General features: G+C 68.3%; 20 protein-coding genes. 10 read left to right on the top strand and 10 right to left on the bottom strand.

The genetic code is table 11. The features are described from left to right. Positions 1 to 7 precede the first annotated feature (7 nt). Both QZH52_RS01825 and QZH52_RS01820 read left to right on the top strand, forming a co-directional pair. Entirely contained in the window at positions 8 to 1,054 is a 1,047-nt protein-coding gene (locus tag QZH52_RS01825; RefSeq protein ID WP_286536354.1) for an ABC transporter ATP-binding protein, read from the top strand. A gap of 23 nt (positions 1,055 to 1,077) precedes the next feature. After that, the gene (locus tag QZH52_RS01820) at positions 1,078 to 1,713 is read left to right on the top strand and encodes an HAD family hydrolase (protein ID WP_353506727.1); all 636 of its coding nucleotides are present in this window, start codon (positions 1,078 to 1,080) and stop codon (positions 1,711 to 1,713) included. On the opposite strand, the gene QZH52_RS01815 is transcribed toward QZH52_RS01820, so the two are convergent. Next, on the bottom strand, positions 1,659 to 2,327 hold the full coding sequence (locus QZH52_RS01815) for a lipocalin family protein (RefSeq protein WP_286536352.1): 669 nt from the start codon (positions 2,325 to 2,327) through the stop codon (positions 1,659 to 1,661). The genes QZH52_RS01820 and QZH52_RS01815 overlap by 55 nt on opposite strands. A 112-nt stretch (positions 2,328 to 2,439) precedes the next feature. Here QZH52_RS01815 and tal point away from each other — a divergent pair, with 112 nt between their 5' ends. From tal to QZH52_RS01800, 3 genes are all read left to right on the top strand, one after another. Continuing rightward, a complete protein-coding gene (gene tal / locus QZH52_RS01810; protein WP_301802882.1) occupies positions 2,440 to 3,387 on the top strand; it encodes a transaldolase in 948 nt (315 codons plus the stop codon). Beyond that, a complete protein-coding gene (gene pgi / locus QZH52_RS01805) occupies positions 3,387 to 4,943 on the top strand; it encodes a glucose-6-phosphate isomerase (RefSeq protein ID WP_301802881.1) in 1,557 nt (518 codons plus the stop codon). The genes tal and pgi overlap by 1 nt, the downstream gene beginning before the upstream one ends. A gap of 81 nt (positions 4,944 to 5,024) precedes the next feature. Continuing rightward, positions 5,025 to 5,375 carry a DUF805 domain-containing protein gene (locus QZH52_RS01800; RefSeq protein ID WP_286523555.1) on the top strand — a complete coding sequence of 117 codons (351 nt, stop codon included), beginning with the start codon at positions 5,025 to 5,027 and terminating at the stop codon, positions 5,373 to 5,375. Between the two features lie 81 nt (positions 5,376 to 5,456). Here the strand turns inward: QZH52_RS01800 and groL are convergent, their stop codons facing one another. The 6 genes from groL to QZH52_RS01770 all read right to left on the bottom strand — a co-directional run bounded on the left by groL (position 5,457) and on the right by QZH52_RS01770 (position 11,994). Continuing rightward, entirely contained in the window at positions 5,457 to 7,112 is a 1,656-nt protein-coding gene (gene groL / locus QZH52_RS01795) for a chaperonin GroEL (protein WP_286523554.1), read from the bottom strand. 47 nt (positions 7,113 to 7,159) lie between these two features. Next, positions 7,160 to 7,450, bottom strand: coding sequence for a co-chaperone GroES (gene groES / locus QZH52_RS01790; protein ID WP_286536348.1), 291 nt, complete (start codon positions 7,448 to 7,450; stop codon positions 7,160 to 7,162). 275 nt (positions 7,451 to 7,725) lie between these two features. Then, positions 7,726 to 7,974, bottom strand: coding sequence for a hypothetical protein (locus tag QZH52_RS01785; RefSeq protein ID WP_286536347.1), 249 nt, complete (start codon positions 7,972 to 7,974; stop codon positions 7,726 to 7,728). A 91-nt stretch (positions 7,975 to 8,065) separates the two neighbouring features. Beyond that, complete coding sequence (gene pgm / locus QZH52_RS01780) at positions 8,066 to 9,721, bottom strand: phosphoglucomutase (alpha-D-glucose-1,6-bisphosphate-dependent) (protein ID WP_301802869.1); 1,656 nt, start codon at positions 9,719 to 9,721, stop codon at positions 8,066 to 8,068. A gap of 28 nt (positions 9,722 to 9,749) precedes the next feature. Continuing rightward, a complete protein-coding gene (locus tag QZH52_RS01775) occupies positions 9,750 to 10,412 on the bottom strand; it encodes an HAD family hydrolase (RefSeq protein ID WP_301802867.1) in 663 nt (220 codons plus the stop codon). 10 nt (positions 10,413 to 10,422) lie between these two features. Next, positions 10,423 to 11,994, bottom strand: coding sequence for a phospholipase D family protein (locus tag QZH52_RS01770; RefSeq protein ID WP_301802864.1), 1,572 nt, complete (start codon positions 11,992 to 11,994; stop codon positions 10,423 to 10,425). Positions 11,995 to 12,180: 186 nt separating this feature from the next. Here QZH52_RS01770 and QZH52_RS01765 point away from each other — a divergent pair, with 186 nt between their 5' ends. Together QZH52_RS01765 and QZH52_RS01760 are read left to right on the top strand one after the other, a co-directional pair. Beyond that, on the top strand, positions 12,181 to 14,316 hold the full coding sequence (locus QZH52_RS01765; RefSeq protein ID WP_301802861.1) for a TonB-dependent receptor: 2,136 nt from the start codon (positions 12,181 to 12,183) through the stop codon (positions 14,314 to 14,316). A 31-nt stretch (positions 14,317 to 14,347) separates the two neighbouring features. Next, positions 14,348 to 14,971: a phosphoribosyltransferase gene (locus tag QZH52_RS01760; RefSeq protein WP_301802859.1), complete on the top strand. Its 624-nt coding sequence runs from the start codon at positions 14,348 to 14,350 to the stop codon at positions 14,969 to 14,971. Between the two features lie 84 nt (positions 14,972 to 15,055). Here QZH52_RS01760 and metK read toward each other — a convergent pair whose 3' ends face one another. Next, the gene (metK, locus tag QZH52_RS01755) at positions 15,056 to 16,237 is read right to left on the bottom strand and encodes a methionine adenosyltransferase (protein WP_286523542.1); all 1,182 of its coding nucleotides are present in this window, start codon (positions 16,235 to 16,237) and stop codon (positions 15,056 to 15,058) included. A gap of 186 nt (positions 16,238 to 16,423) precedes the next feature. Between metK and QZH52_RS01750 the strand changes: the two genes are divergently transcribed. Both QZH52_RS01750 and QZH52_RS01745 read left to right on the top strand, forming a co-directional pair. After that, a complete protein-coding gene (locus QZH52_RS01750; protein WP_286536341.1) occupies positions 16,424 to 17,302 on the top strand; it encodes a lysophospholipid acyltransferase family protein in 879 nt (292 codons plus the stop codon). Continuing rightward, complete coding sequence (locus tag QZH52_RS01745) at positions 17,299 to 18,186, top strand: LpxL/LpxP family acyltransferase (RefSeq protein ID WP_301802857.1); 888 nt, start codon at positions 17,299 to 17,301, stop codon at positions 18,184 to 18,186. Before QZH52_RS01750 ends, QZH52_RS01745 begins: the two co-directional genes overlap by 4 nt. 39 nt (positions 18,187 to 18,225) lie before the next feature. On the opposite strand, the gene QZH52_RS01740 is transcribed toward QZH52_RS01745, so the two are convergent. Together QZH52_RS01740 and yihA are read right to left on the bottom strand one after the other, a co-directional pair. Continuing rightward, the gene (locus QZH52_RS01740) at positions 18,226 to 19,137 is read right to left on the bottom strand and encodes an alpha/beta fold hydrolase (RefSeq protein ID WP_301802856.1); all 912 of its coding nucleotides are present in this window, start codon (positions 19,135 to 19,137) and stop codon (positions 18,226 to 18,228) included. A 47-nt stretch (positions 19,138 to 19,184) separates the two neighbouring features. Then, positions 19,185 to 19,943, bottom strand: a complete 759-nt coding sequence (gene yihA / locus QZH52_RS01735) for a ribosome biogenesis GTP-binding protein YihA/YsxC (RefSeq protein WP_286536338.1) — start codon at positions 19,941 to 19,943, stop codon at positions 19,185 to 19,187. 70 nt (positions 19,944 to 20,013) lie between these two features. On the opposite strand from yihA, the gene QZH52_RS01730 reads away from it, so the two are divergent. Beyond that, a complete protein-coding gene (locus tag QZH52_RS01730) occupies positions 20,014 to 20,688 on the top strand; it encodes a c-type cytochrome (protein ID WP_286536337.1) in 675 nt (224 codons plus the stop codon). Positions 20,689 to 20,734: the final 46 nt, after the last annotated feature.

Here is a 20,734-nt window from a genome sequence, read left to right as displayed (position 1 = left end):
AGGACCCATGAGCCACGGCATCGAACTGCGCAACATCACCAAGCGCTACGGCAGCAATGCGCGCGCGCCGCTGGCCGTCAAGGGCATCAGCTTCGAGGTGCCCGCGGGCACCCTGACCACCATCCTCGGACCGTCGGGCTGCGGCAAGACCACCACGCTGCGCATGATCGCCGGGCTCGAGTCGCCGACCTCGGGCACGATCCTCATGGGTGGGCGCGACGTGACCACGCTGGGGCCGGCCGAGCGCAACGTCAGCATGATGTTCCAGAGCTACGCCCTGTTCCCGCACATGAACGTGATCGAGAACGTCGGCTACGGCCTGCGCATGAGCGGCCTGCGCAAGCCCGAGGCGGCGGCGCGGGCCCGAGAGGCGCTCCGGGGCGTCGGGCTGGTCGACTTCGACCAGCGGCTGCCGAGCGAACTGTCGGGCGGGCAGCAGCAGCGTGTCGCGCTGGCGCGGGCGCTGGTGCTGGAACCGGCCGTGCTGCTGTTCGACGAGCCGCTGTCCAACCTCGACGCCCGGCTGCGCCGCGAGATGCGCGAGGAGATCCGCAACCTGCAGCAAAGATTGCAACTGACGGTCGCCTATGTCACCCACGACCAGAGCGAGGCGCTCGCGGTCAGCGACCAGATCATCGTGATGGACCACGGCGTGATCGCGCAGCAGGGCACGCCGGAGCAGCTCTACGGCCACCCGACGAGCGAATTCGTGGCCGGGTTCATGGGCGAGGCGATGGTGTTCCCGGCGCTGGCCCAGCCCGACGGCCGGGTCGAGCTCGGCCCCTTGACCCTGACGCCGCGCTACGACGTCGCGCCGGGCTTCGTCAAGGTCGCGGTGCGTCCCGAGGCCTGGCTGATCGGCGCCGCCATCGGCCTGCCGGCGACCTTGCGCAAGGCGGCCTACCTGGGCAGCTTTTACGAATATGCTTTCGACACCGCGCTGGGCCCGGTGTTCGTGGTGTCGTCCGACCTCACGCGGCCGCTGGCCGCCGGTGCGCAGACCACCCTGTCCCTCGCCAGCCATGGCGTTTCCGTCGTCCCCGTTGCCTTATGAATGTCGTTTTCGATCTCGGAGCCGTGCTTCTGACCTGGGAGCCTGTCGCGCTCGTCCAGAACCAGCTGGCGCCCCACGCGCCCACGGCGGAGGCCGCGCACGCGCTCGCGCGCAAGATGTTCCATCACGAGGACTGGCTGGGTTTCGACCGCGGCACCCACAGCCTGGACGATGCCATCGGCCGGATGGCATTGCGGCTGGCGCTGCCGGCCGACCGCTTGAGCGAAGTCCTGGCGCCCATGGGCGAGCGGCTCGAGCCGATCCCGGTCACGGTCGAATTGCTGGCAAGCCTGCGGGCGCGCCGGGATGCCGGGGAGGATCTGCGGCTGTACTACCTGTCGAACATGCCGTCGCCGTACGCCCGGGTGCTCGAGTACCGGCATCCCTTCTTCCAATGGTTCGATGGCGGCATTTTTTCGGGCGATGTCCAGATGATCAAGCCGCAGCGCGAGATCTATGAACTGCTCGCCGCCCAGTACCGGCTGGCGGCCGCCGAAACCGTGTTCATCGACGACTCGCTGGCCAACGTGCTCGCGGCGCGCGAACTCGGCTGGCAAGCCATCCATTGCGAGCGGCCCAGCGCCTTGCCGGGCCAACTGGCCGGCTACCTGCCGGTCAGCTCGACCTTGTCGACATCGAAGCCCAGCGTGCGGGCGTAGTCCAGCTCGGCCTGCAGCGCGGCGTCGTCGAGCCGCGGCACCCGCGAGAGCACCCACAGGTACTTGCGGTTCGGCGTGCCGACCAGGGCCACCTGGTAGTCGCGGTCGAGCTTGAGGATCCAGTAGTCGCCCCAGACCAGCGGCAGCCAGCCCAGCCACTCGGGTGCGAAGCGCACCTCGAGGCGCCCGGCGCCGGGCTGGCCGGCGACCGGCACCTGCCGTGCCGAACCGACGGATTCGTCGAAGCTGCCGTCGGCCAGGATGCAGCGGTTGCGCACCTCGACGCTGCCGTCCTCCAGGGGCGTGTACTCGGCCGAGACGGCGCCGGTACATTGTTTCTGGAACCGGTTGGGGAGCCGCGCCTGCTCGTGCCACAGCCCTGCATAGCGCTTGAGATCCACCGGCGCCACCACCTGCAGCGGCGCGCGCATCAGGGGCGCGCCATCGGCCGGGCCGGCGACGGTCTGCGCCCTTGCCGTGCGCGAGTTGGTGAGGGCCAGCAGGGTCAGGGCGCCGCCGACGCAGAAGGCCGCCGCGAGGGTTCCGATCGAAGCGCTGTGGGCGCGGTCGTCGAAGGCGGCGGGAGGCGTTGCACGAGGGGGGCGGTAGGGCATGGGCTTCTCCGGAAAGGCGATCAATCGAAAGTCGAGCCTAGCGGGCGGCGAGTGGCCGCCGCGTCAGTCGCGGACCACACGCCATGTAGTGCTGCGGCGGGATAATGGCCGCATGAACCAACTCGATGCCCTCCGCCAATGGACCACCGTGGTCGCAGACACCGGTGATTTCCGCCAGCTCGCCCAGTTCAAGCCGCAGGATGCGACCACCAATCCGTCGCTGATCCTGAAGGCGGTCCAGAAGGCGGACTACCGTCCTCTGCTGGACGAGGTGGTCGGGAAACACAAGGGGGCACCGGTCGACGAGGTCATCGACCGCCTGCTGGTGCGTTTCGGCACCGAAATCCTGTCGATCATCCCGGGCCGGGTGTCGACCGAGGTCGATGCGCGCCTGAGTTTCGACACGCAGGCGACCATCGATCGGGCCGAGCGCATCGTCGCGCTCTATCGGGCCGAGGGCATCGATGTGTCCAAGCGCCTGCTGATCAAGATCGCCTCGACCTGGGAAGGCATCGAGGCGGCGCGCCAGCTCGAACAAAAGGGCATCCACTGCAACCTGACGCTGCTGTTCTCGTTCGCCCAGGCGGTGGCCTGCGGGGCTGCCAAGGTGCAGCTGATCTCGCCCTTCGTCGGCCGCATCTACGACTGGCACAAGAAGTCGCAGGGCAGCCAGTGGAACGAGGCCGCCAATGCGGGCGCCAACGATCCGGGCGTGAAATCCGTGCGCCAGATCTTCGACTACTACAAGAAGAACGGGATCGCGACCGAGGTGATGGGCGCCAGCTTCCGCAACGTCGGCCAGATCGCCGCGTTGGCCGGCTGCGACCTGCTCACCATCAGCCCCGAACTGCTGGCCGAACTGGCCGCCAGCGAGGCCCCGCTTTCGCATGCACTCGACGCCGAGGCGGCCCAGCGCCTGGAGATCCCGAAGGTGTCGCTCGACCAGGCCGCGTTCCGCTTCGCGCTGAACGAGGACGCCATGGCGACCGAGAAGCTGGCCGAGGGCATCCGTGCCTTCGCGGCCGATGCCGTGAAACTCGAAAACCTGATGGAGGCGTGATGACCCACATTCGCTGCGACGGCACGGCGGCCTGGGCCGCGCTCCAGAAGCACTACGACAGCGTCGGCCTGGGCTTCGACATCCGCCAGGCCTTCGCGAGCGATCCGGGGCGTTTCGCGGCGCTGAGCCAGTCGGCACCGCACGTCTTCGCCGACCTGTCGAAGAACCTGCTCGATGCGCGCACCGAGCAACTGCTTCTCGACGTGGCGCGCGAAACGGGGCTGGAGGCACACCGCGACGCGATGTTCGCGGGCCGCCACATCAACGCGACCGAAGACCGCGCGGTGCTGCATACCTTGCTGCGCCGGCCGGCTTCGGCGCCGGTTGGCGGCGACTTGGCCGCGGCCTTCGGCGACGTCCAGGCCACGCTCGATGCGATGCTCGCCTACGCCGAGAAAGTGCGCGCCGACTCGACCATCACCGACGTCGTCAACATCGGCATCGGGGGTTCCGACCTCGGGCCGCAGATGGCGGTGCTGGCGCTCGACCAGTTCGTCGCGCCGGGCAAGCGCTTTCATTTCGTCTCGAACGTCGATGGCCACGAACTGGCCGGCATCCTGCGCGGGCTGGCGCCCGAGCACACGCTGTTCCTGATCGCCTCGAAGACCTTCACCACCGCCGAGACCATGGCCAACGCGCAGTCGGCCAAGCGCTGGTTCGAGCAGTCGGGCGGGGTCGACATCGCGCGCCACTTCGCGGCGCTCACCACCAATGTCGCGGCCGCCAAGGCCTTCGGCATCGACACCACCTTCGGTTTCTGGGACTGGGTCGGCGGCCGCTATTCGATGTGGTCGGCCATCGGGCTGCCGATCGCGCTGGCCATCGGCGCGGACGGCTTCCGGGGCCTGCTGGCCGGCGCCCACGCGATGGACGAGCACTTCCGCACCGCCCCGCTGGCGCAGAACCTGCCGGTGCGGCTCGGCCTGCTCGACGTCTGGTATCGCAATTTCCATCGGTTCACGACCCGCAGCATCGCGCCTTACCACAGCGCGCTGAAGCGCCTGCCGGCCTACCTGCAGCAGCTCGAGATGGAAAGCAACGGCAAGCAGGTCGACATGGCTGGCCAGCTGCTCACCTTCGGCACCTCGCCGGTGTTGTGGGGCGAGCCCGGAACCAACGGGCAGCATGCGTATTTCCAGATGCTGCACCAAGGCACCGACGTGACGCCGCTGGAGTTCATTGCGGTGCGAGACGCGGCGCACGATCTCCCCGGCCACCATTCCAAACTGCTGGCCAATGCGCTGGCGCAGGCGCAGGCGCTGATGCTGGGCCAGCGCGACGCCGGCGGCCACAAGAACTTTCCTGGCAACCGGCCGAGCACCTTCTTCGTCTTCGAGCAGCTGACGCCGGAGTCGCTCGGCGCCTTCCTGGCCCTGTACGAACACCGCGTGTTCACCAGCGGCGCGCTCTGGGGCATCAACAGCTTCGACCAGTGGGGCGTCGAGCTCGGCAAGGTGCTGGCCAGGGACATCGAGCCGCGGCTGGCGTCGGGCGACGTGGCGGGGCTGGACGCCTCCACGGCCGGGCTGCTGGCGCGGCTTCGCCCGCGCGCCTAGCTTTCGTCATCACCCGGAGCAGGCTGCTCGATATGATGGTTGCGGGGTTGTCCCGTGGGAAAACATCAAGAGGAGCTGCGCATGAACTTTCAACAGGCGGTCCAGACCTGCTTTCGCAAGTACGTCGAGTTTTCCGGCCGGGCGACCCGGCCCGAATACTGGTGGTTCATCCTGGCCTATGTCATCTCGGCCTTCGTGGCGGGTTTCATCCACGAGTTCCTGTACTACCTCGTAGTGCTGGCCTTCCTGCTGCCCCTGCTGGCGGTCGGCGCGCGCCGCCTGCATGACGTGGGCCGCAGCGCCTGGTTCCTGCTGCTCGGCCTGGTGCCGGTGATTGGCACCCTGGTGCTGCTCTATTTCATGGTCCAGCCCAGCCAGCCCGAGTCGAACGCCTACGGGCCGCCGTCCGGCGCCATGCCGGCCGGCGTCTGAAGCCGCGCCACCACCGGAACGAAAAAAAGCCCCGCAGCGCAAGCTGCGGGGCTTTTTGATTGGCTTGGCGCCGGGGGCCGATTACATGCCCATGCCGCCCATGCCACCCATGCCGCCCATGTCGGGCATGCCGCCGCCGCCGGCACCGGCCTCATCCTTCGGTGCGTCGGCGACCATGGCTTCGGTCGTCAGTAGCAGCGAGGACACCGAAGCGGCGTTCTGCAGTGCGGTGCGGGTCACCTTGGTCGGGTCCAGGATGCCCAGTTCGAGCATGTCGCCGTAGGTGTCGTTGGCGGCGTTGAAGCCGTAGTTGCCCTTGCCGGCCAACACAGCGTTCACCACCACCGAGGCTTCGCCGCCGGCGTTGTTGACGATCTCGCGCAGGGGCGCTTCGATGGCCTTGAGCACCAGCTTGATGCCGGCGTCCTGGTCAGCGTTGTCGCCCTTGAGCGAGTCGCCCACGGCTTGCTTGGCACGCAGCAGTGCCACGCCGCCGCCGGCCACGACGCCTTCTTCCACTGCAGCGCGGGTGGCGTGCAGGGCGTCTTCGACGCGCGCCTTCTTTTCCTTCATTTCGACTTCGGTGGCAGCGCCGACCTTGATCACGGCAACACCGCCGGCCAGCTTGGCCACGCGCTCTTGCAGCTTTTCGCGGTCGTAGTCGCTGGTCGCTTCTTCGATCTGCACGCGCACTTGCTTCACGCGGGCTTCGATGTCGCCGGCAGCGCCGGAGCCGTCGATGATGATGGTGTTTTCCTTGCCCACTTCGATGCGCTTGGCCTGGCCGAGGTCGGCCAGGGTCACCTTCTCGAGGGTCAGGCCCACTTCTTCAGCGATGACCTTGCCGCCCGTCAGGATGGCGATGTCTTCCAGCATGGCCTTGCGGCGGTCGCCGAAGCCAGGTGCCTTGACGGCCACGACCTTCAGGATGCCGCGGATCGTGTTCACGACCAGGGTCGCCAGGGCTTCGCCTTCGACTTCTTCGGCAATGATCAGCAGCGGACGGCCAGCCTTGGCGACTTGTTCCAGCGTCGGGAGCAGGTCGCGGATGTTGCTGATCTTCTTGTCGAACAGCAGCACGAAGGGGTTGTCCAGAATCGCGGATTGCTTTTCGGGGTTGTTGATGAAGTAGGGCGACAGGTAGCCGCGGTCGAACTGCATGCCTTCGACGACGTCGAGTTCGCTGTCGAGCGACTTGCCGTCTTCGACGGTGATCACGCCTTCCTTGCCGACCTTGTCCATCGCGTCAGCGATGAGCTTGCCGATGGTTTCGTCGCTGTTGGCCGAGATCGAGCCGACTTGCGCGATTTCCTTCGAGGTGGTGGTGGCCTTCGAAGCCTTCTTCAGCTCGGCGACCAGGGCGGTGACCGCCTTGTCGATGCCGCGCTTCAGGTCCATCGGGTTCATGCCGGCGGCGACCAGCTTGAAGCCTTCGCGAACGATGGCCTGGGCCAGCACGGTCGCGGTGGTGGTGCCGTCACCGGCGTTGTCAGAAGTCTTGGAGGCCACTTCCTTCACGAGCTGGGCGCCCATGTTCTGGAGCTTGTCCTTGAGTTCGATTTCCTTGGCGACCGACACGCCGTCCTTGGTCACGGTGGGGGCGCCGAAGGAGCGCTCGAGCACCACGTTGCGGCCCTTGGGGCCCAGGGTCACTTTGACTGCGTTGGCGAGGATGTTCACACCTTCGACCATGCGCGCGCGGGCTTCGCCGCCGAAGACTACGTCTTTTGCTGCCATGAGATTTCTCCGAGATTCAGTTGATTGGGGGTTGAAGAGAGAAGTGCTTACTTCTCGACGACTGCAAACAGGTCGTCTTCCTTCATCACCAGCAGTTCGTCGCCATCGACCTTGACGGTCTGGCCGCTGTACTTGCCGAACAGGACGCGGTCGCCGACCTTGATGTTCATCGAGATCAGGTCGCCCTTGTCGTTCTTCTTGCCAGGACCGACGGCCAGGACTTCACCCTGATCGGGCTTTTCGGCGGCGTTGTCGGGGATCACGATGCCCGAGGCGGTCTTGGTTTCGCTTTCAATGCGCTTGACGATCACGCGATCGTGCAAAGGACGAAGTTTCATTGCTTGCATCTCCTGATGGGAACGGGTTTGGTTCGGGCGTCGGCGTTGTGCCGATACCACATCGTTGGGCAGAAGGCGCTGTTAGCACTCAACTGCAACGAGTGCTAATCATAAGGGTGTTTTTTGGCTTTTCAAGGCGGGGGACTGTTTTTGCAGGCGCGTCGCGCCGCCGCGCCGGGGCCGCCCGAATGCCGGGAGGCGCGGGGCGCAATTCGTCCGACTGGCGGACCGAGGCACGCCTCGCCGACCGTGGTCCGGCATTGCGCCGGGCCGTTTCAGCCCCGCGGGGCGCCGGGCCGAAGCAGCGCTGCCAGCCTGGCGACGCCCCCGGTGCCGCTGGCCGCGCGGCCGATGAAGGCGCCCGCCGCGGCGCCGATCAGCGCCTTGCCGATCAGCGAGCGGCTGCGGCCCGTGGCCATCATGAGCAACAGACCGACGCCCAGCACGATCAGGTGCTCGCCCGGCAGATCCGGCCGGTTGGCGTCTGCTTCCTTGACGGTCTTGATCAACGAGTCGAGATTCATGAGGTCTCCGCAACTGAAAAGCCGTTCATAGACCGGGCGCCAAGGCTTCGGTGTAGGCGACGGCCGGCGGCTGCATCCGCCGGTCGTGCCTTCACGGCGCCGGCGAGATCGCCGCGTCGACGATGGTCTGGGCCTCGGCCAGGATCCGCTGCAGGTGCTCGGCGCCGCGGAAGCTCTCGCCGTAGATCTTGTAGATGTCCTCGGTGCCCGACGGCCGGGCGGCGAACCAGCCGTTCTGCGCGATCACCTTGATGCCGCCGATCGCGCCGCCATTGCCCGGGGCATGGCTCAGCACGCTCTCGATCGGCTCGCCGGCCAGTTCGGTGGCGTGGAGCTGCTGCGGGCTCAGCGCCGACAGCTGTTTCTTCTGCTGACGGCTGGCGGGCGCATCGATGCGGTTCGAGACCGGGCTGCCGAACTCGTTCGCCAGCTCGGCGTAGAGCGCACCGGGGTCGCGGCCTGTTCGGGCGGTGATCTCGCCGGCCAGCAGCGCCGCGGTGATGCCGTCCTTGTCGGTGGTCCAGACCGAGCCGTCGCGGCGCAGGAAGGTGGCGCCGGCGCTTTCCTCGCCGACGAAGCCGAGCGAGCCGTCGACCAGGCCGTCCACGAACCACTTGAAGCCCACCGGCACTTCGTAGAGCCGGCGGCCGAGCCGCTTCGCCAGGGCATCGATCAGCCGCGTCGAGACCACCGTCTTGCCGACCGCCGCATCGGCGCCCCACTGCGGCCGGTGGCGGAACAGGTAGTCGATCGCGACCGACAGGTAGTGGTTGGGCTGCAGCAGGCCGGCGCTGCGAGTGACGATGCCATGGCGGTCGTGGTCGGTGTCGCAGGCCACGCCGACGTCGAAGCGGTCCTTGATGTCGAGCAGCCGCTGCATCGCGTAGGTCGACGACGGGTCCATGCGGATCTGGCCGTCCCAGTCGAGCGTCATGAAGGCGAAGCGCGGATCGACCGTCTCGCTGACCACGCTGAGGTCGATCCGGTAGCGCTCGGCGATCGCGCCCCAGTAGTGGACCCCGGCACCGCCGAGCGGGTCGACGCCCATGCGCACGCCCGCTTCGCGGATCAGGGCCATGTCGATCACGTTGTCCAGGTCGCCGACGTAGGCCGCCACGAAGTCATGGCGGTGCGTGGTGGCGGCCTTCAGGGCCCGCTCGTGCGGCATCCGGCGCACGCCCGCGAGCCCTTTCTCGAGGAAGCCATTGGCCGCCTCCTGCACCGGGCCCGTGATGTCCTGGCCGGCCGGTCCGCCATTGGGCGGGTTGTACTTGAAGCCGCCGTCGCGCGGCGGATTGTGCGACGGCGTGACCACGATGCCGTCGGCCAGCCCGCTGGTGCGGCCGCGGTTGTAGGTGAGGATGGCATGCGACAGCGCGGGTGTCGGCGTGTATTCGTCGCCGCTGGCCAGCATCACCTCGACGCCGTTGGCGGCCAGCACCTCGAGCGCGCTGGCCGCCGCGGGGGCCGACAGCGCGTGCGTGTCGATGCCGAGGTAGAGCGGCCCGTCGATGCCCTGGGCCCGGCGGTGGTCGCAGATCGCCTGGGTCATCGCCAGCACGTGCCATTCGTTGAACGAACGCTCGAAGGCGCAGCCGCGATGGCCCGAGGTGCCGAAGGCGACGCGTTCGGTCGCGACCCCCGGGTCGGGGCGCTCGGCGAGATAGGCGGCGAGCAGCGCGTCGACGTCGACGAGGCTGTCCGGGGGCGCCGGCTGGCCGGCAAGAGGGCTGAGTCGTGAGGCCATGAAAGCTCCTGGTCGATGTCCAAGTGTCTCAAAGGATGGGCCATTGGCGCAGTTCGACGATGCGCTCGATGGTGATGTCGGGAGCCGGATGACCGGCAAACGCCTGCGGGGCGAGCGCGTACTGGCCCTGGCGCGGAAAGACCGTCGTCAGCCGTTCGCCCCATCCGGCCTTCATCGCCGAGAGGATGCGCGGCTTGTCGTCGATCATCACGTAGCGGCGGGCCGGATAGCGCTCCTGCACCGCATCGAGCATCAGTTCCTTGTGGATGTAGATCAGCACCCGCCCATCGACCGCCTGCCACAGGCCCGAGCGCTGCACCTTGCGCGGCTGGAACACCGCGTCGCCATCCGACAGGATCACCGGCAGGCCGAAGCGCTGCAGGTGCGCGATGACTTGCAGGGCACCGGGGTAGAGCCGTTCGGCGAACGGGTAGTCGAGCAGGAAGCTCGCCATCCGCAGCAGCCGCGGATCGCTCATGTCGGCGCCGGGCCCGCCCAGGCGATAGCGTTGCAGCGCACCCAGGTAGTCGGTGTAGCCGAGTTCGTCGCGCAGTTCCTCGAAACCGCGCCAGTAGCGCTCGGCCCCCACGGGGCCGAGGTCGTCGACCAGGCGGCGGCGCAGGTCGTCGAGCACGCCGTCGAAGTCGAGCAGCGTGTTGTCGACGTCGAGCAAGAAGACGATGTCATGCATCCGCAAACTCCTAGAGCAGGTCGCTCGGCACGAACCACGAGAACAGCAGCAGCTTGATCTTCACCAGCGTGCTGGCCTCGGGCTCGTCGTCGTACACCGCGTTCTCGCCGTCGGTGCTGACCCATTGGATCTGGTCGGTGCCGGGTTTCAGCCGCAGTTCGTACGCGCTTTCGACATTGTCGACCTGGTAGGCGTCGAGCAGGCGGTGCGCGACCTCGAAGCTCTGCAGGCGCACCCCGAGTTCGGTGTTGATGTGGGCCGAGCGGGGATCGAAGTTGAGCGAGCCGATCAGCGACCACTCGCGGTCGATCAGCGACAGCTTGGCATGCAGGCGCCCGCGCGACTGGCGAAACACCTTGCGCAGGTTCAGGCTGCGCTTGATCTGCTCGGAGCTCACTTCGTAGAGGCGTACGCCGAGGCGGAGCATCTCGACGCGGTAGTTGTTGTAGTTGATGTTGACCAGCGGCTCGTCGGTGTCGGCCAGCGAGTTGGTGGCGACGCTGATGCGGACGTCGCGGGCGCGCAGCCGGGCGAGCTGCGCCATGCCTTCCTCGCCGGGCAGGAAGTAGGGCGACACGATGTCGACGCTGAAGCGCGCCAGGTCGAGCTGCACCCGCATGCGCTCGGCCACGGTCGGGGGGCGGCGTTCGCGGGCCCACTCGCCGTCGTCGGTCTGCAGCGCCTTGGTCGGCGAGTCCGACACCGCGTTGGCCCGCGCCGGGATCATCTCGAACCGGCCCTGGGCGATCAGGCTGCCGAGCGGCGGGTCGCCGAACATGTCGGTCTCGGGCGGTGCGGGGGGCAGAGGCGCTTCCTTGCGTGAGGTCCGCCGGTCGAACTCGGCGCGCAGCTCGGCGGCCGATTCGATCGCCGGCACGATGGTGTGCAGCGGGTAGACCACCTCGCTGTTCCAGTAGTTGTCGAAGATGGTCTGCAGGTCGGTCACCACCGGTCCGGCCAGCAGCATGTCGAGGTCGATGAAGTTGGCGCCCTCGCTGCGCAGGAAATACTCGTCCGCCAGGTTGCGCCCGCCCACGATCGCGAAGGCGCCGTCGGCCATGAAGAGCTTGTTGTGCATGCGGTGGTTGAGCCGGCGGAAATCGGCCGCGAATCCCATCCAGCGGGTGGCCGAATGGTCGCGGCCGGCCACGAAGGGGTTGAACAGCCGGATTTCCACGTTCGGCCAGGTGGCCAGGCCGAGCAGGAGGGGGTCCAGCTTGGTCGTGTAGAAGTCGTCCAGCAGCAGCCGCACCCGCACCCCGCGCCGGGCGGCGTCGCGCAGTTCCCGCAGGATCAGCTTGCCGGTCTTGTCGTTGCCCAGCAGGTAGTACTGCAGGTCGAGCGAGGCCTGGGCCCGCCGGATCAGCTCCAGCCGCGCGTCCAGCGCGAAGGCGCCCTGTGCCAGCACCCGCGCGCCCGACAGGCCCTCGGGCGAGCCGTTGAAGGGCGCGGCGAGCCGGCCAAGTTCGTTGGATGTCGAGGCCGCAATGGCCGGGACATAGGGCGATGCGGGGACGGCCGGCAGCCCGGCGCAGGCCGACAGCAGGCAGGCGAGGGCGAGGACCAGGCAGCGAAGCAGCATTGGGGAGACCGCGGCAAGGCGACCGGAAGGAGTTCCGCCCCGGATGGACGGCCCGCGGATCGTAGCTCTCCGGCCGCATTGTTGCGTCACGTCGGGCATCGAGCCGATCCAGCTCAGCACGTCGGACCGCGCCATAGGGTGTTGCCCACCCGGGAGCGGCGAAGCGCGCACCGCAGAATCGCCGCGATGAAATTCTCAGCCGCCCCCACCGCTTGCCTCCTGCTCGCAGCCTGGTTCCCGGCCCTGGCCCAAGAGGAGGATCAGGCCCGGGACGCCGGAAGCGCACCGACGCTGGGCGAGATCACGGTCTCCACACCGGCCGGCCCGACGCCCCTTTTCGATGTCGCCGGCTCGGTCGACCGGGTGGAGGGCGCGGCCATGCGCGACAGCCGGCTCGGCGTGAACCTGTCGGAAAGCCTGAGCGGCGTGCCCGGGCTGCAGATACAGAACCGGCAGAACTACGCGCAGGACCTGCAGATCTCGATCCGCGGCTTCGGCGCCCGCTCCACCTTCGGCGTGCGCGGCGTGCGGCTGTATGTCGACGGCATTCCCGCGACCCTGCCCGACGGCCAGGGCCAGACCTCCAACATCGACATCGGCTCGGTGGACCATGTCGAGGTGCTGCGCGGCCCGTTCTCGGCGCTCTACGGCAACTCCTCGGGCGGCGTGGTGCAGACCTTCACCGAGACCGGAGAGGGGCCGCCCAGGCTCGGCTTCTCGATGGCCGTGGCCAGCTTCGGCACGACCCGTACCGGGGTCATGGCCAGCGGCTCCTCCGGTGCGGTCGACTACCTCCTGAGCGCCGGGCGCTTCGAGACCGACGGCTACCGCGACCACAGCGCGGCCTATCGCGACATCGTCAACGGCAAGTTCGGCCTCGCGCTCGACGACGGCAGCCGACTGACGCTGGTCGCCAACAGCGTGCACCTGAATGCGCAGGACCCGCTCGGGCTGACGGCCGAGCAGTACGCGCTGAACCGGCGCAGCGCGGCCGTCGCGACGCAGTTCGACACCCGCAAGAGCGTCGACCAGACGCAGGCCGGCCTGACCTACGAGCGCCGCCTCGACGGCGACAACGCGCTGCGCCTGATGGTCTACGGCGGCGAGCGCAAGACCTCGCAGTACCAGGCCATCCCGCCCTCCGCGCAGTCGAGCCCGACCAGCGCCGGCGGCGTGATCGGGCTGGATCGCGACTTTGGCGGGGTCGACCTGCGCTGGATCTCGCAGATGCGGCTGGCCGACCGGCCGTTCGAGCTCGTCGCCGGGCTGGAATACAACAAGTTGCGCGAGCACCGCACCGGCTATGAGAACTTCCTGGGGCCGGTCGCGCGGCCGGTGCTGGGCGTCCAGGGCCGGTTGCGGCGCAACGAGGTCAACGAGGTCTACAACCTCGACCCCTACGTACAGGGCAACTGGCGCTTCGCCGATCGCTGGACGCTCGAGGCCGGCGTGCGCCGCAGCAGCGTGGACTTCGATTCGCAAGACCACTACATCGTCGGCGCCAACGGCAACGACAGTGGCAGCGCGCGCTACACCGAGACGCTGCCGGTGGCGTCGCTGCGCTACGAGGCCACGCGCGACCTCGCCCTCTACACCTCGGTGGGCCGAGGCTTCGAGACGCCGACGCTGAACGAGCTCTCGTACCGTCCCGACGGGCGGGGCGGGCTCAACTTCGCGCTGCAGCCGGCGGTCAACGACAGTCTCGAAGTGGGCGCCAAGGCGCGCCTGGCGGGCGGCCTGCTCACGGCGGCGCTGTTCAAGACCCGGACCAGCGACGAAATCGTCACCGCCACCAACATCGGCGGCCGCGCCACTTTCCAGAACGCAGGCCGCACCACGCGTGACGGCTTCGAGCTGGCCTGGCAGCACGAGACCGAGGACCACTGGCGCACCCAGCTGGCCTACACCTGGCTCGACGCCCGCTACAGCGACACCTTCTGCGCCACGGTGCCGTGCACGGCGGCGGGCCTGGTGCCGGCCGGCAACCGGATTCCGGGCATCGCGCCGCAAGCGCTGTTCGCCTCCTACGGCTGGGTGCCGCCCCAGGGCTGGCGTGCCGGCACCGAGCTGCGCGCGCTCTCGAGCATCGAGGCCAACGACCGCAACACGGTGAGCGCACCGGGCTACGCGGTGGTCGCGCTGTTCGCGGGCTACGTCATGCAGTGGCAGCGCTGGGACCTGAATGCCTTTGCGCGCATCGACAACCTGTTCGACCGCCAGTACATCGGCTCGGTGATCGTCAACGAGGGCAATGCCCGCTACTACGAGCCGGCACCGGGGCGCAACTGGACGATGGGGCTGAGCGCGGCGTATCGTTTCTGAGACCTCGAGAGTCGCCAGAAAGGAGAAGTCCATGGAATTCAAGGATCGACGCGACGCTGGCCGTGCGCTCGCCAAGGCACTGGAAGCCTGGCGCGGGCGGCCCGGCGTATTGGTGCTGGCGCTGCCGCGCGGCGGCGTTCCGGTGGCCTGGGAAGTGGCCCGCGCGCTCGGTGCGCCACTCGACGTGCTGGTGGTGCGCAAGCTGGGCTTTCCGGGCCAGGAAGAGTATGCAATGGGCGCCATCGCATCCGGCGGCGTGCGCGTCATGGGTGAGGCGGACGCTGGCTGGCCGGTCTCGGCACGGGAGCTCGAAGCGGTCGTGGCGCGTGAACAGGCCGAGCTGGTGCGGCGTGAACAGCGCTATCGCGGCGGACGACCGCCGCTCGATCTGGCCGGCCGCGTCCTGATCCTGGTGGACGACGGCCTCGCCACCGGTGCAACCATGAGCGCCGCGGTGCAGGCGGCGCGCGCGGGCTACCCGAAGCAGGTCATTGTCGCCGTGCCGGTGGCTTCGACCGAGGCCGTGCAAAGCCTGAGCGCGCTGGCCGACGAGGTGGTGTGCCTCTTCACGCCGGAGCACTTTCGTGCGGTGGGCCTCTGGTACCAGGACTTCACGCAGACCAGCGACGAAGAGGTGGACAGGCTGCTGGCGTGAGGGTGCCAGGACCCGGTGCCAAAGAAAAAGCCTGCGAATGCAGGCGCATCCGCAGGCTCGGCGAGGCTCAATGCCCGACAGGAATCAGAGGCCGGCGGCAGCGCGCAGCGCCTGCGCGTTGGCCGTGCTTTCCCAGGTGAACTCGGGCTCTTCGCGGCCGAAGTGGCCGTAGGCGGCCGTCTTGCCGTAGATCGGGCGCAGCAGGTCGAGCATCTGGATGATGCCCTTGGGACGCAGGTCGAAATGCTCCTGAACCAGTGCGGCGATCTTCTCGTCGGAGATGACGCCGGTGCCTTCGGTGTAGACCGTCACGTTCATCGGCTTGGCGACGCCGATCGCGTAGGCGACCTGGATCTGGCACTGGCGCGCCAGGCCGGCGGCCACGATGTTCTTGGCCACGTAGCGCGCGGCATAGGCGGCCGAGCGGTCGACCTTGCTCGGGTCCTTGCCCGAGAACGCGCCGCCGCCGTGCGGGCAGGCGCCGCCGTAGGTGTCGACGATGATCTTGCGGCCGGTCAGGCCGCAGTCGCCCTGCGGGCCGCCGATGACGAAGCGGCCGGTCGGGTTGATCAGGTAGCGGGTCTCCTTGAGCCACTCCTTGGGCAGCACTGGCTTGATGATCTCCTCGATCACGGCCTCGACGAACGAGGCCTTCATCTTGGTCGGCGTCTCGCTCTGGTCGGGGTGGTGCTGGGTCGAGAGCACCACGGTGTCGATGCTGTGCGGCTTGCCGTCGACATAGCGCATCGTGACCTGGCTCTTGGCGTCGGGACGCAGGAAGGGCAGGCGGCCGTCCTTGCGCAGCTGGGCCTGGCGCTCGACCAGCCGGTGGGCGTAGTAGATCGGCGCGGGCATCAGCTCGGGCGTCTCGTCGCAGGCGTAGCCGAACATCAGGCCCTGGTCGCCGGCGCCGGTGTTGAGGTGGTCGTCGCTGGCGTGGTCGACGCCCTGGGCGATGTCGTTGGACTGCTTGTCGTAGCAGACCATCACGGCGCAGCCCTTGTAGTCGATGCCGTAGTCGGTGTTGTCGTAGCCGATGCGCTTGATGGTGTCGCGCGCCACCTGGATGTAGTCAACGTGCGCGTTGGTCGTGATCTCGCCCGCGAGCACCACCAGGCCGGTGTTGGTCAGCGTCTCGGCGGCCACGCGCGAGCGCGGGTCCTGTTCGAAGATCGCGTCGAGGATCGCGTCCGAGATCTGGTCGGCCACCTTGTCGGGATGGCCTTCGGAGACGGATTCGGAAGTAAAGAGGAAATCGTTCGCCATGTGTTTCAAACTCCGTAGCAGCAGGTCAATTGGCGCGTTGCCAACCCGTTTCGGAGCTCTGGCGAACGCTTTAGCAGTGGTGTTTAACGTCGCCCTGCAAGTAGTTCCATAACTCGGCGACAATTTGCATTCTATCCGAGCCGCGCTGTACCCTGCGCGCGCGTCCATGTCCATCCCCATGCTTCGATGATTGCCTTGTTCAGATTGCTCGCTCGTGTTCCGCTGCCCGTGATGCATGCGGTGGGCGGCTGGTTGGGCTGGCTGGTCTGGTGGTTCGCACCCGACTACCGCCGCCGTTTCCGCGAGAACGCCGAGGCGGCGGGCTTCACGCCGGCGCAGTACCGCCCCGCGATCGCCGCCGCCGGCGCCATGGTCGGCGAGCTGCCCTGGGTCTGGGCCCGTCCGCGCGACGAGAGCCTTTTGCCGCACATCGTGCGCTGGGACGGCATCGAGGCCTTCGAGGCCGCGCTGGCCGCGCGCAAGGGCGTGATCCTGGTGTCGCCGCACCTGGGCAGCTGGGAAACCTTCGGCCAGGCGGTGGGCGAGCGCTTCTTCAAGGACTACGGTCCGATCACGGCGCTGTTCCGGCCGGCGCGCAAGAAATTCATGGCCGACCTGATCGCCGGTTCGCGCGACCGTCCCGGCCTGCAGACCCTGCCGACCACCGTCTCCGGCGTGCGGGGCCTGATCCGAACGCTGCGCGGCGGCGGCTACACCGGGCTGCTGCCGGACCAGGTGCCGCCGCTGGGCCAGGGGGTCTGGGCACCGTTCCTGGGCCGGCCGGCCTACACGATGACCCTGCTGCCGCGGCTGGCGCAGCAGACCGGTGCCCGGGTCTTCCTCGGTGTCTGCGAGCGGCTGCCGCGCGGCGCCGGCTATGCGATCCGTTTCGTGCCCTTCGACGGCACCGCGATGAGCGACCCCAAGGCCACGCCGGAGGCCGCCGCCACGGCGATGAACGAAGGCATCGAGAAGCTGATCCGCGCCCTGCCGGGGCAATACGTCTGGGACTACGCCCGCTACAAGCAGCCGCGCGCCGAGGCGGCGGTGGAGGCGGCGACATGAGCAAGCTCACTTCGAAGCTCGGCATCGGCTTCATGCGCGCACTGGCGCACGTGCCGTTCCCGCTCGTGCGCGGCTTCGGGGCGGTGCTCGGGCGCGTGCTGCACGTGCTGGCGGTGCCGCGGCGGCGCGTGGTCGACACCAACCTGGCGCTGTGCTTTCCGACCCGGTCGGAGGCCGAACGGCGCCGCATGGCGCGACAGACATTCGTCTACGTGGCGCAGTCCTGGTTCGACCGCAGCTGGCTCTGGCATGCGCCGGAGGCGGTGGTGGCGCGCCGCCTCAAGGTCGTGGGCGCGGCCGACGTGATCGAGGAGATCGCCCACGGCCACGAGCCGATGATCCTGTTCGCGCCGCATTTCTACGGCCTCGACGCGGCCGCCACGGCGCTCACGATGCACACCGACCGGCCATCGACCACCATCTACACCACGCAGCGCGATCCGATGATCGACCAGTGGGTCAGCGAGGGCCGCAAGCGCTTCGGCAACGTGATCACGCTGAACCGGGTGGACGGCATCAAGCCGATCGTCGCCGGTCTGCGCAAGGGCGGCCTGCTGTACCTGCTGCCGGACATGGACTTCGGCCGCGACCAGACGGTGTTCGTGCCCTTCTACGGCGTGCAGGCGGCCACCGTGCCCTCGCTGTCGCGCTTCGCGCGGCTGGGGCGGGCCAAGGTGGTGCCGGTGGTCTCGAAGCTCACCCCCGACGGCTACGAGATCGAGGTGCTGCCGGCCTGGAAAGACTTCCCGAGCGATGACGCGGTGGCCGACACCGCCCTCATGAACCAGCGCCTGCAGGGCTACATCGACACCATGCCGTCGCAGTATTACTGGGTCCATCGGCGCTTCAAGACCCGGCCGGAAGGCGAGCGTCCTGTCTACTAGGACTTTGCGGGACAGGCCAAGAAACTGCGCGGCAGTTGATCAGGAGCGGCGCAGGAAGGCCTCGATCTCGCCGACGACAAACCGGGGCTGCTCATGCACCACCCAGTGCGTGGCGCCCGGCACCCGGACGATCTCAAGCTTCGGCACGTAGTCCTCCAGGCCGTCCAGCAGCCCGGGCAGCAGCGCCTTGTCGTCGAGCGCCCACAGGACCAGGGTGGGTGCGGCGACCGTGAGCTTGTCGTGGGGCAGGTCCGGCATCGCGGGCGCCGGCTGGCCGGGCAGGGCCGGCTTCAACGGCGTGACGCGATACAGGTTGCAGGCGCCCGTGAGGCCCGCATCCCAGACCTTGCGGTACTGGTCCTTGACCGGCTCCGTGAGCCAGCCGAAGCCATCGGCGCCGGCCTTCATGCCGAGGAACATGGGCCACATGCGGCGGTAGTCGTCGGCCGCCAGCAGCGCCTCGGCATCCGGCCGGGCCAGGAAGTTCATGTAGGCGCTCGCGGCCTGCTGGTCCGGGTTGTTCTGCAGCTCGCGGGCGAAGGTGCCGGGATGCGGCGAGTTGATGATCACCAGGCGTCCCAGCCGGTCGCCGTGCCGATTGCCGAAACCCCAGCCGAAGGCGCCGCCCCAGTCGTGCGCCACCAGCACCTCGATGCGGCCGGCCGGGTTCTCGCTGGCCGCCAGTTCGGCGAGGTCCTGCACCAGGAGGTGGGCCCGGTAGGCCGAGACCTCGGTGGGTGCGCTGGACTGTTCGAAGCCGCGCAGGTTCGGTGCGATGCAGCGGAAGCCGCCGTGCTCGGGCGCGGCGAAGTGCTCGAGCAGTTCGTCCCAGATGAACGCGGCCTCGGGAAAGCCGTGCAGGAACACCATCAGCGGCCGGCCGGGCGCGCCGGCCGCGCGGCAGCTCAGGGTGGTGCCGTTCGGCAGTGCGCGGGCGAAAGTCTCGATCACAGGCTGTCTCCTTCGTTGTCCATGCGGCGAGGAGGCCAGCGCCGGATTCAGGGCTGCTCGTCGATGGGGGCTTGCTCGGATGCCGGCTCGGAAGGCGGCGCGGGCTGCCCGTCTTCCGGGTGCGCCCAGCGCCACAGCAGCTCGGCCGCCTCGTCCACGCCGTGCTGCTTCAGGGCCGAGAACAGTTTGACCTCGCCGCCGCCGGCCTGCAGTCGCGCAATCGACAGCGCCTTGGCGCCGTCCGAACGCGTGAGCTTGTCCGACTTGGTGAGCAGCACCAGGAACTTGAGCCCCTGCTCGACCCGCGGCCGGATCACGTCGAGCAGGATGTCGTCGAGCTCGGTCAGGCCGTGGCGCGGATCGCACATCAGCACCACGCCGCGCAGGTTCGGACGGGTCATCAGGTAGTTGCCCATCACGCGCTGCCAGCGCAGCTTGGCCTCCTTGGGCACGGCCGCATAGCCATAGCCGGGCAGGTCGGCGAGCACGGCGTCGTCGACCTTCTGCTTGCCGACGCCGAACAGGTTGATGTGCTGGGTCCGGCCCGGTGTCTTCGAGGCGAAGGCCAGCCGGGTCTGCTGGGTCAGGGTATTGATGGCGGTCGACTTGCCGGCATTCGAGCGGCCGACGAAGGCGATCTCGGGCAGGTCGAAGGTCGGCAGATGCTCGAGCTGGGGGGCGCTCGTGAGGAAGTGGGCAGTGTGCAGCCAGCCGCGCGCCACACGGGCGCGTTCGGCCGCCTGGGGGTCGACGGTGGTCGCTTTGCGGGAGTAGCTGGCGGCGGGCTTCCGCGGCGGGGTGGTCATCGATGGGCTTTCGGTACGGGGCGCCATTGTAGAATCGCCGGGTTTTGCGCCATAAATCCAAGCCCCCGATATGAAGTTGTTTGCCAAATTTCTGCTTGCAGCCCTGTTGGGCGCCGCCGCCAGTGCCAGCTTCGCGGCTGACGAGCCCGCTGCAAAGCCGGCTGCCGAGGCGCCCGCCAAGGCACCGAAGCCCGACCCCGCCAAGGGCGATACGGTCTTCAATGCCACGCCGGCAAACAGCCAGAGCTGTGCCTCGTGCCACAACGCGGACGGAAATTCGGCCATCGCGGCGAACCCCAAGCTGGCGCAGCAGCACCCCGAATACATCCTCAAGCAACTGCAGGACTTCAAGTCCGGCAAGCGCAAGAGCGCAATCATGAAGCCCATGGCCACGGCGCTGTCGGACGACGACATGCGCAACATCGCCTGGTTCGTGACCTCGAAAAAGATCAAGCCGGGCTTCGCCAAGGAGAAGGACCTGGTCGGCCTGGGCGAGCGGATCTTCCGCGGCGGCATCGCCGATCGCCAGATCCCGGCCTGCGCCGGCTGCCACAGCCCGAACGGCGCCGGCATCCCGGCCCAGTACCCGCGCCTGGGCGGCCAGCACGCCGAATACACTGCGCAGCAGCTGACCCTGTTCCGCGAAGGCACCCGCCTCAATTCGCCGGTCATGACCGGGGTGGCGGCCAAGCTCAGCAACAAGGAAATCACCGCGGTCGCCGACTACATCGCCGGCCTGCGCTGAACGCCGGGCCTCCAAGCCTGAACCAACCGCCAATAACAAACTCCTA

The sequence above is a fragment of the Variovorax ginsengisoli genome, assembly GCF_030486595.1.
GTDB lineage: Bacteria > Pseudomonadota > Gammaproteobacteria > Burkholderiales > Burkholderiaceae_C > Variovorax > Variovorax ginsengisoli_B.
This window is presented reverse-complemented; position numbering and strand designations above follow the sequence as displayed.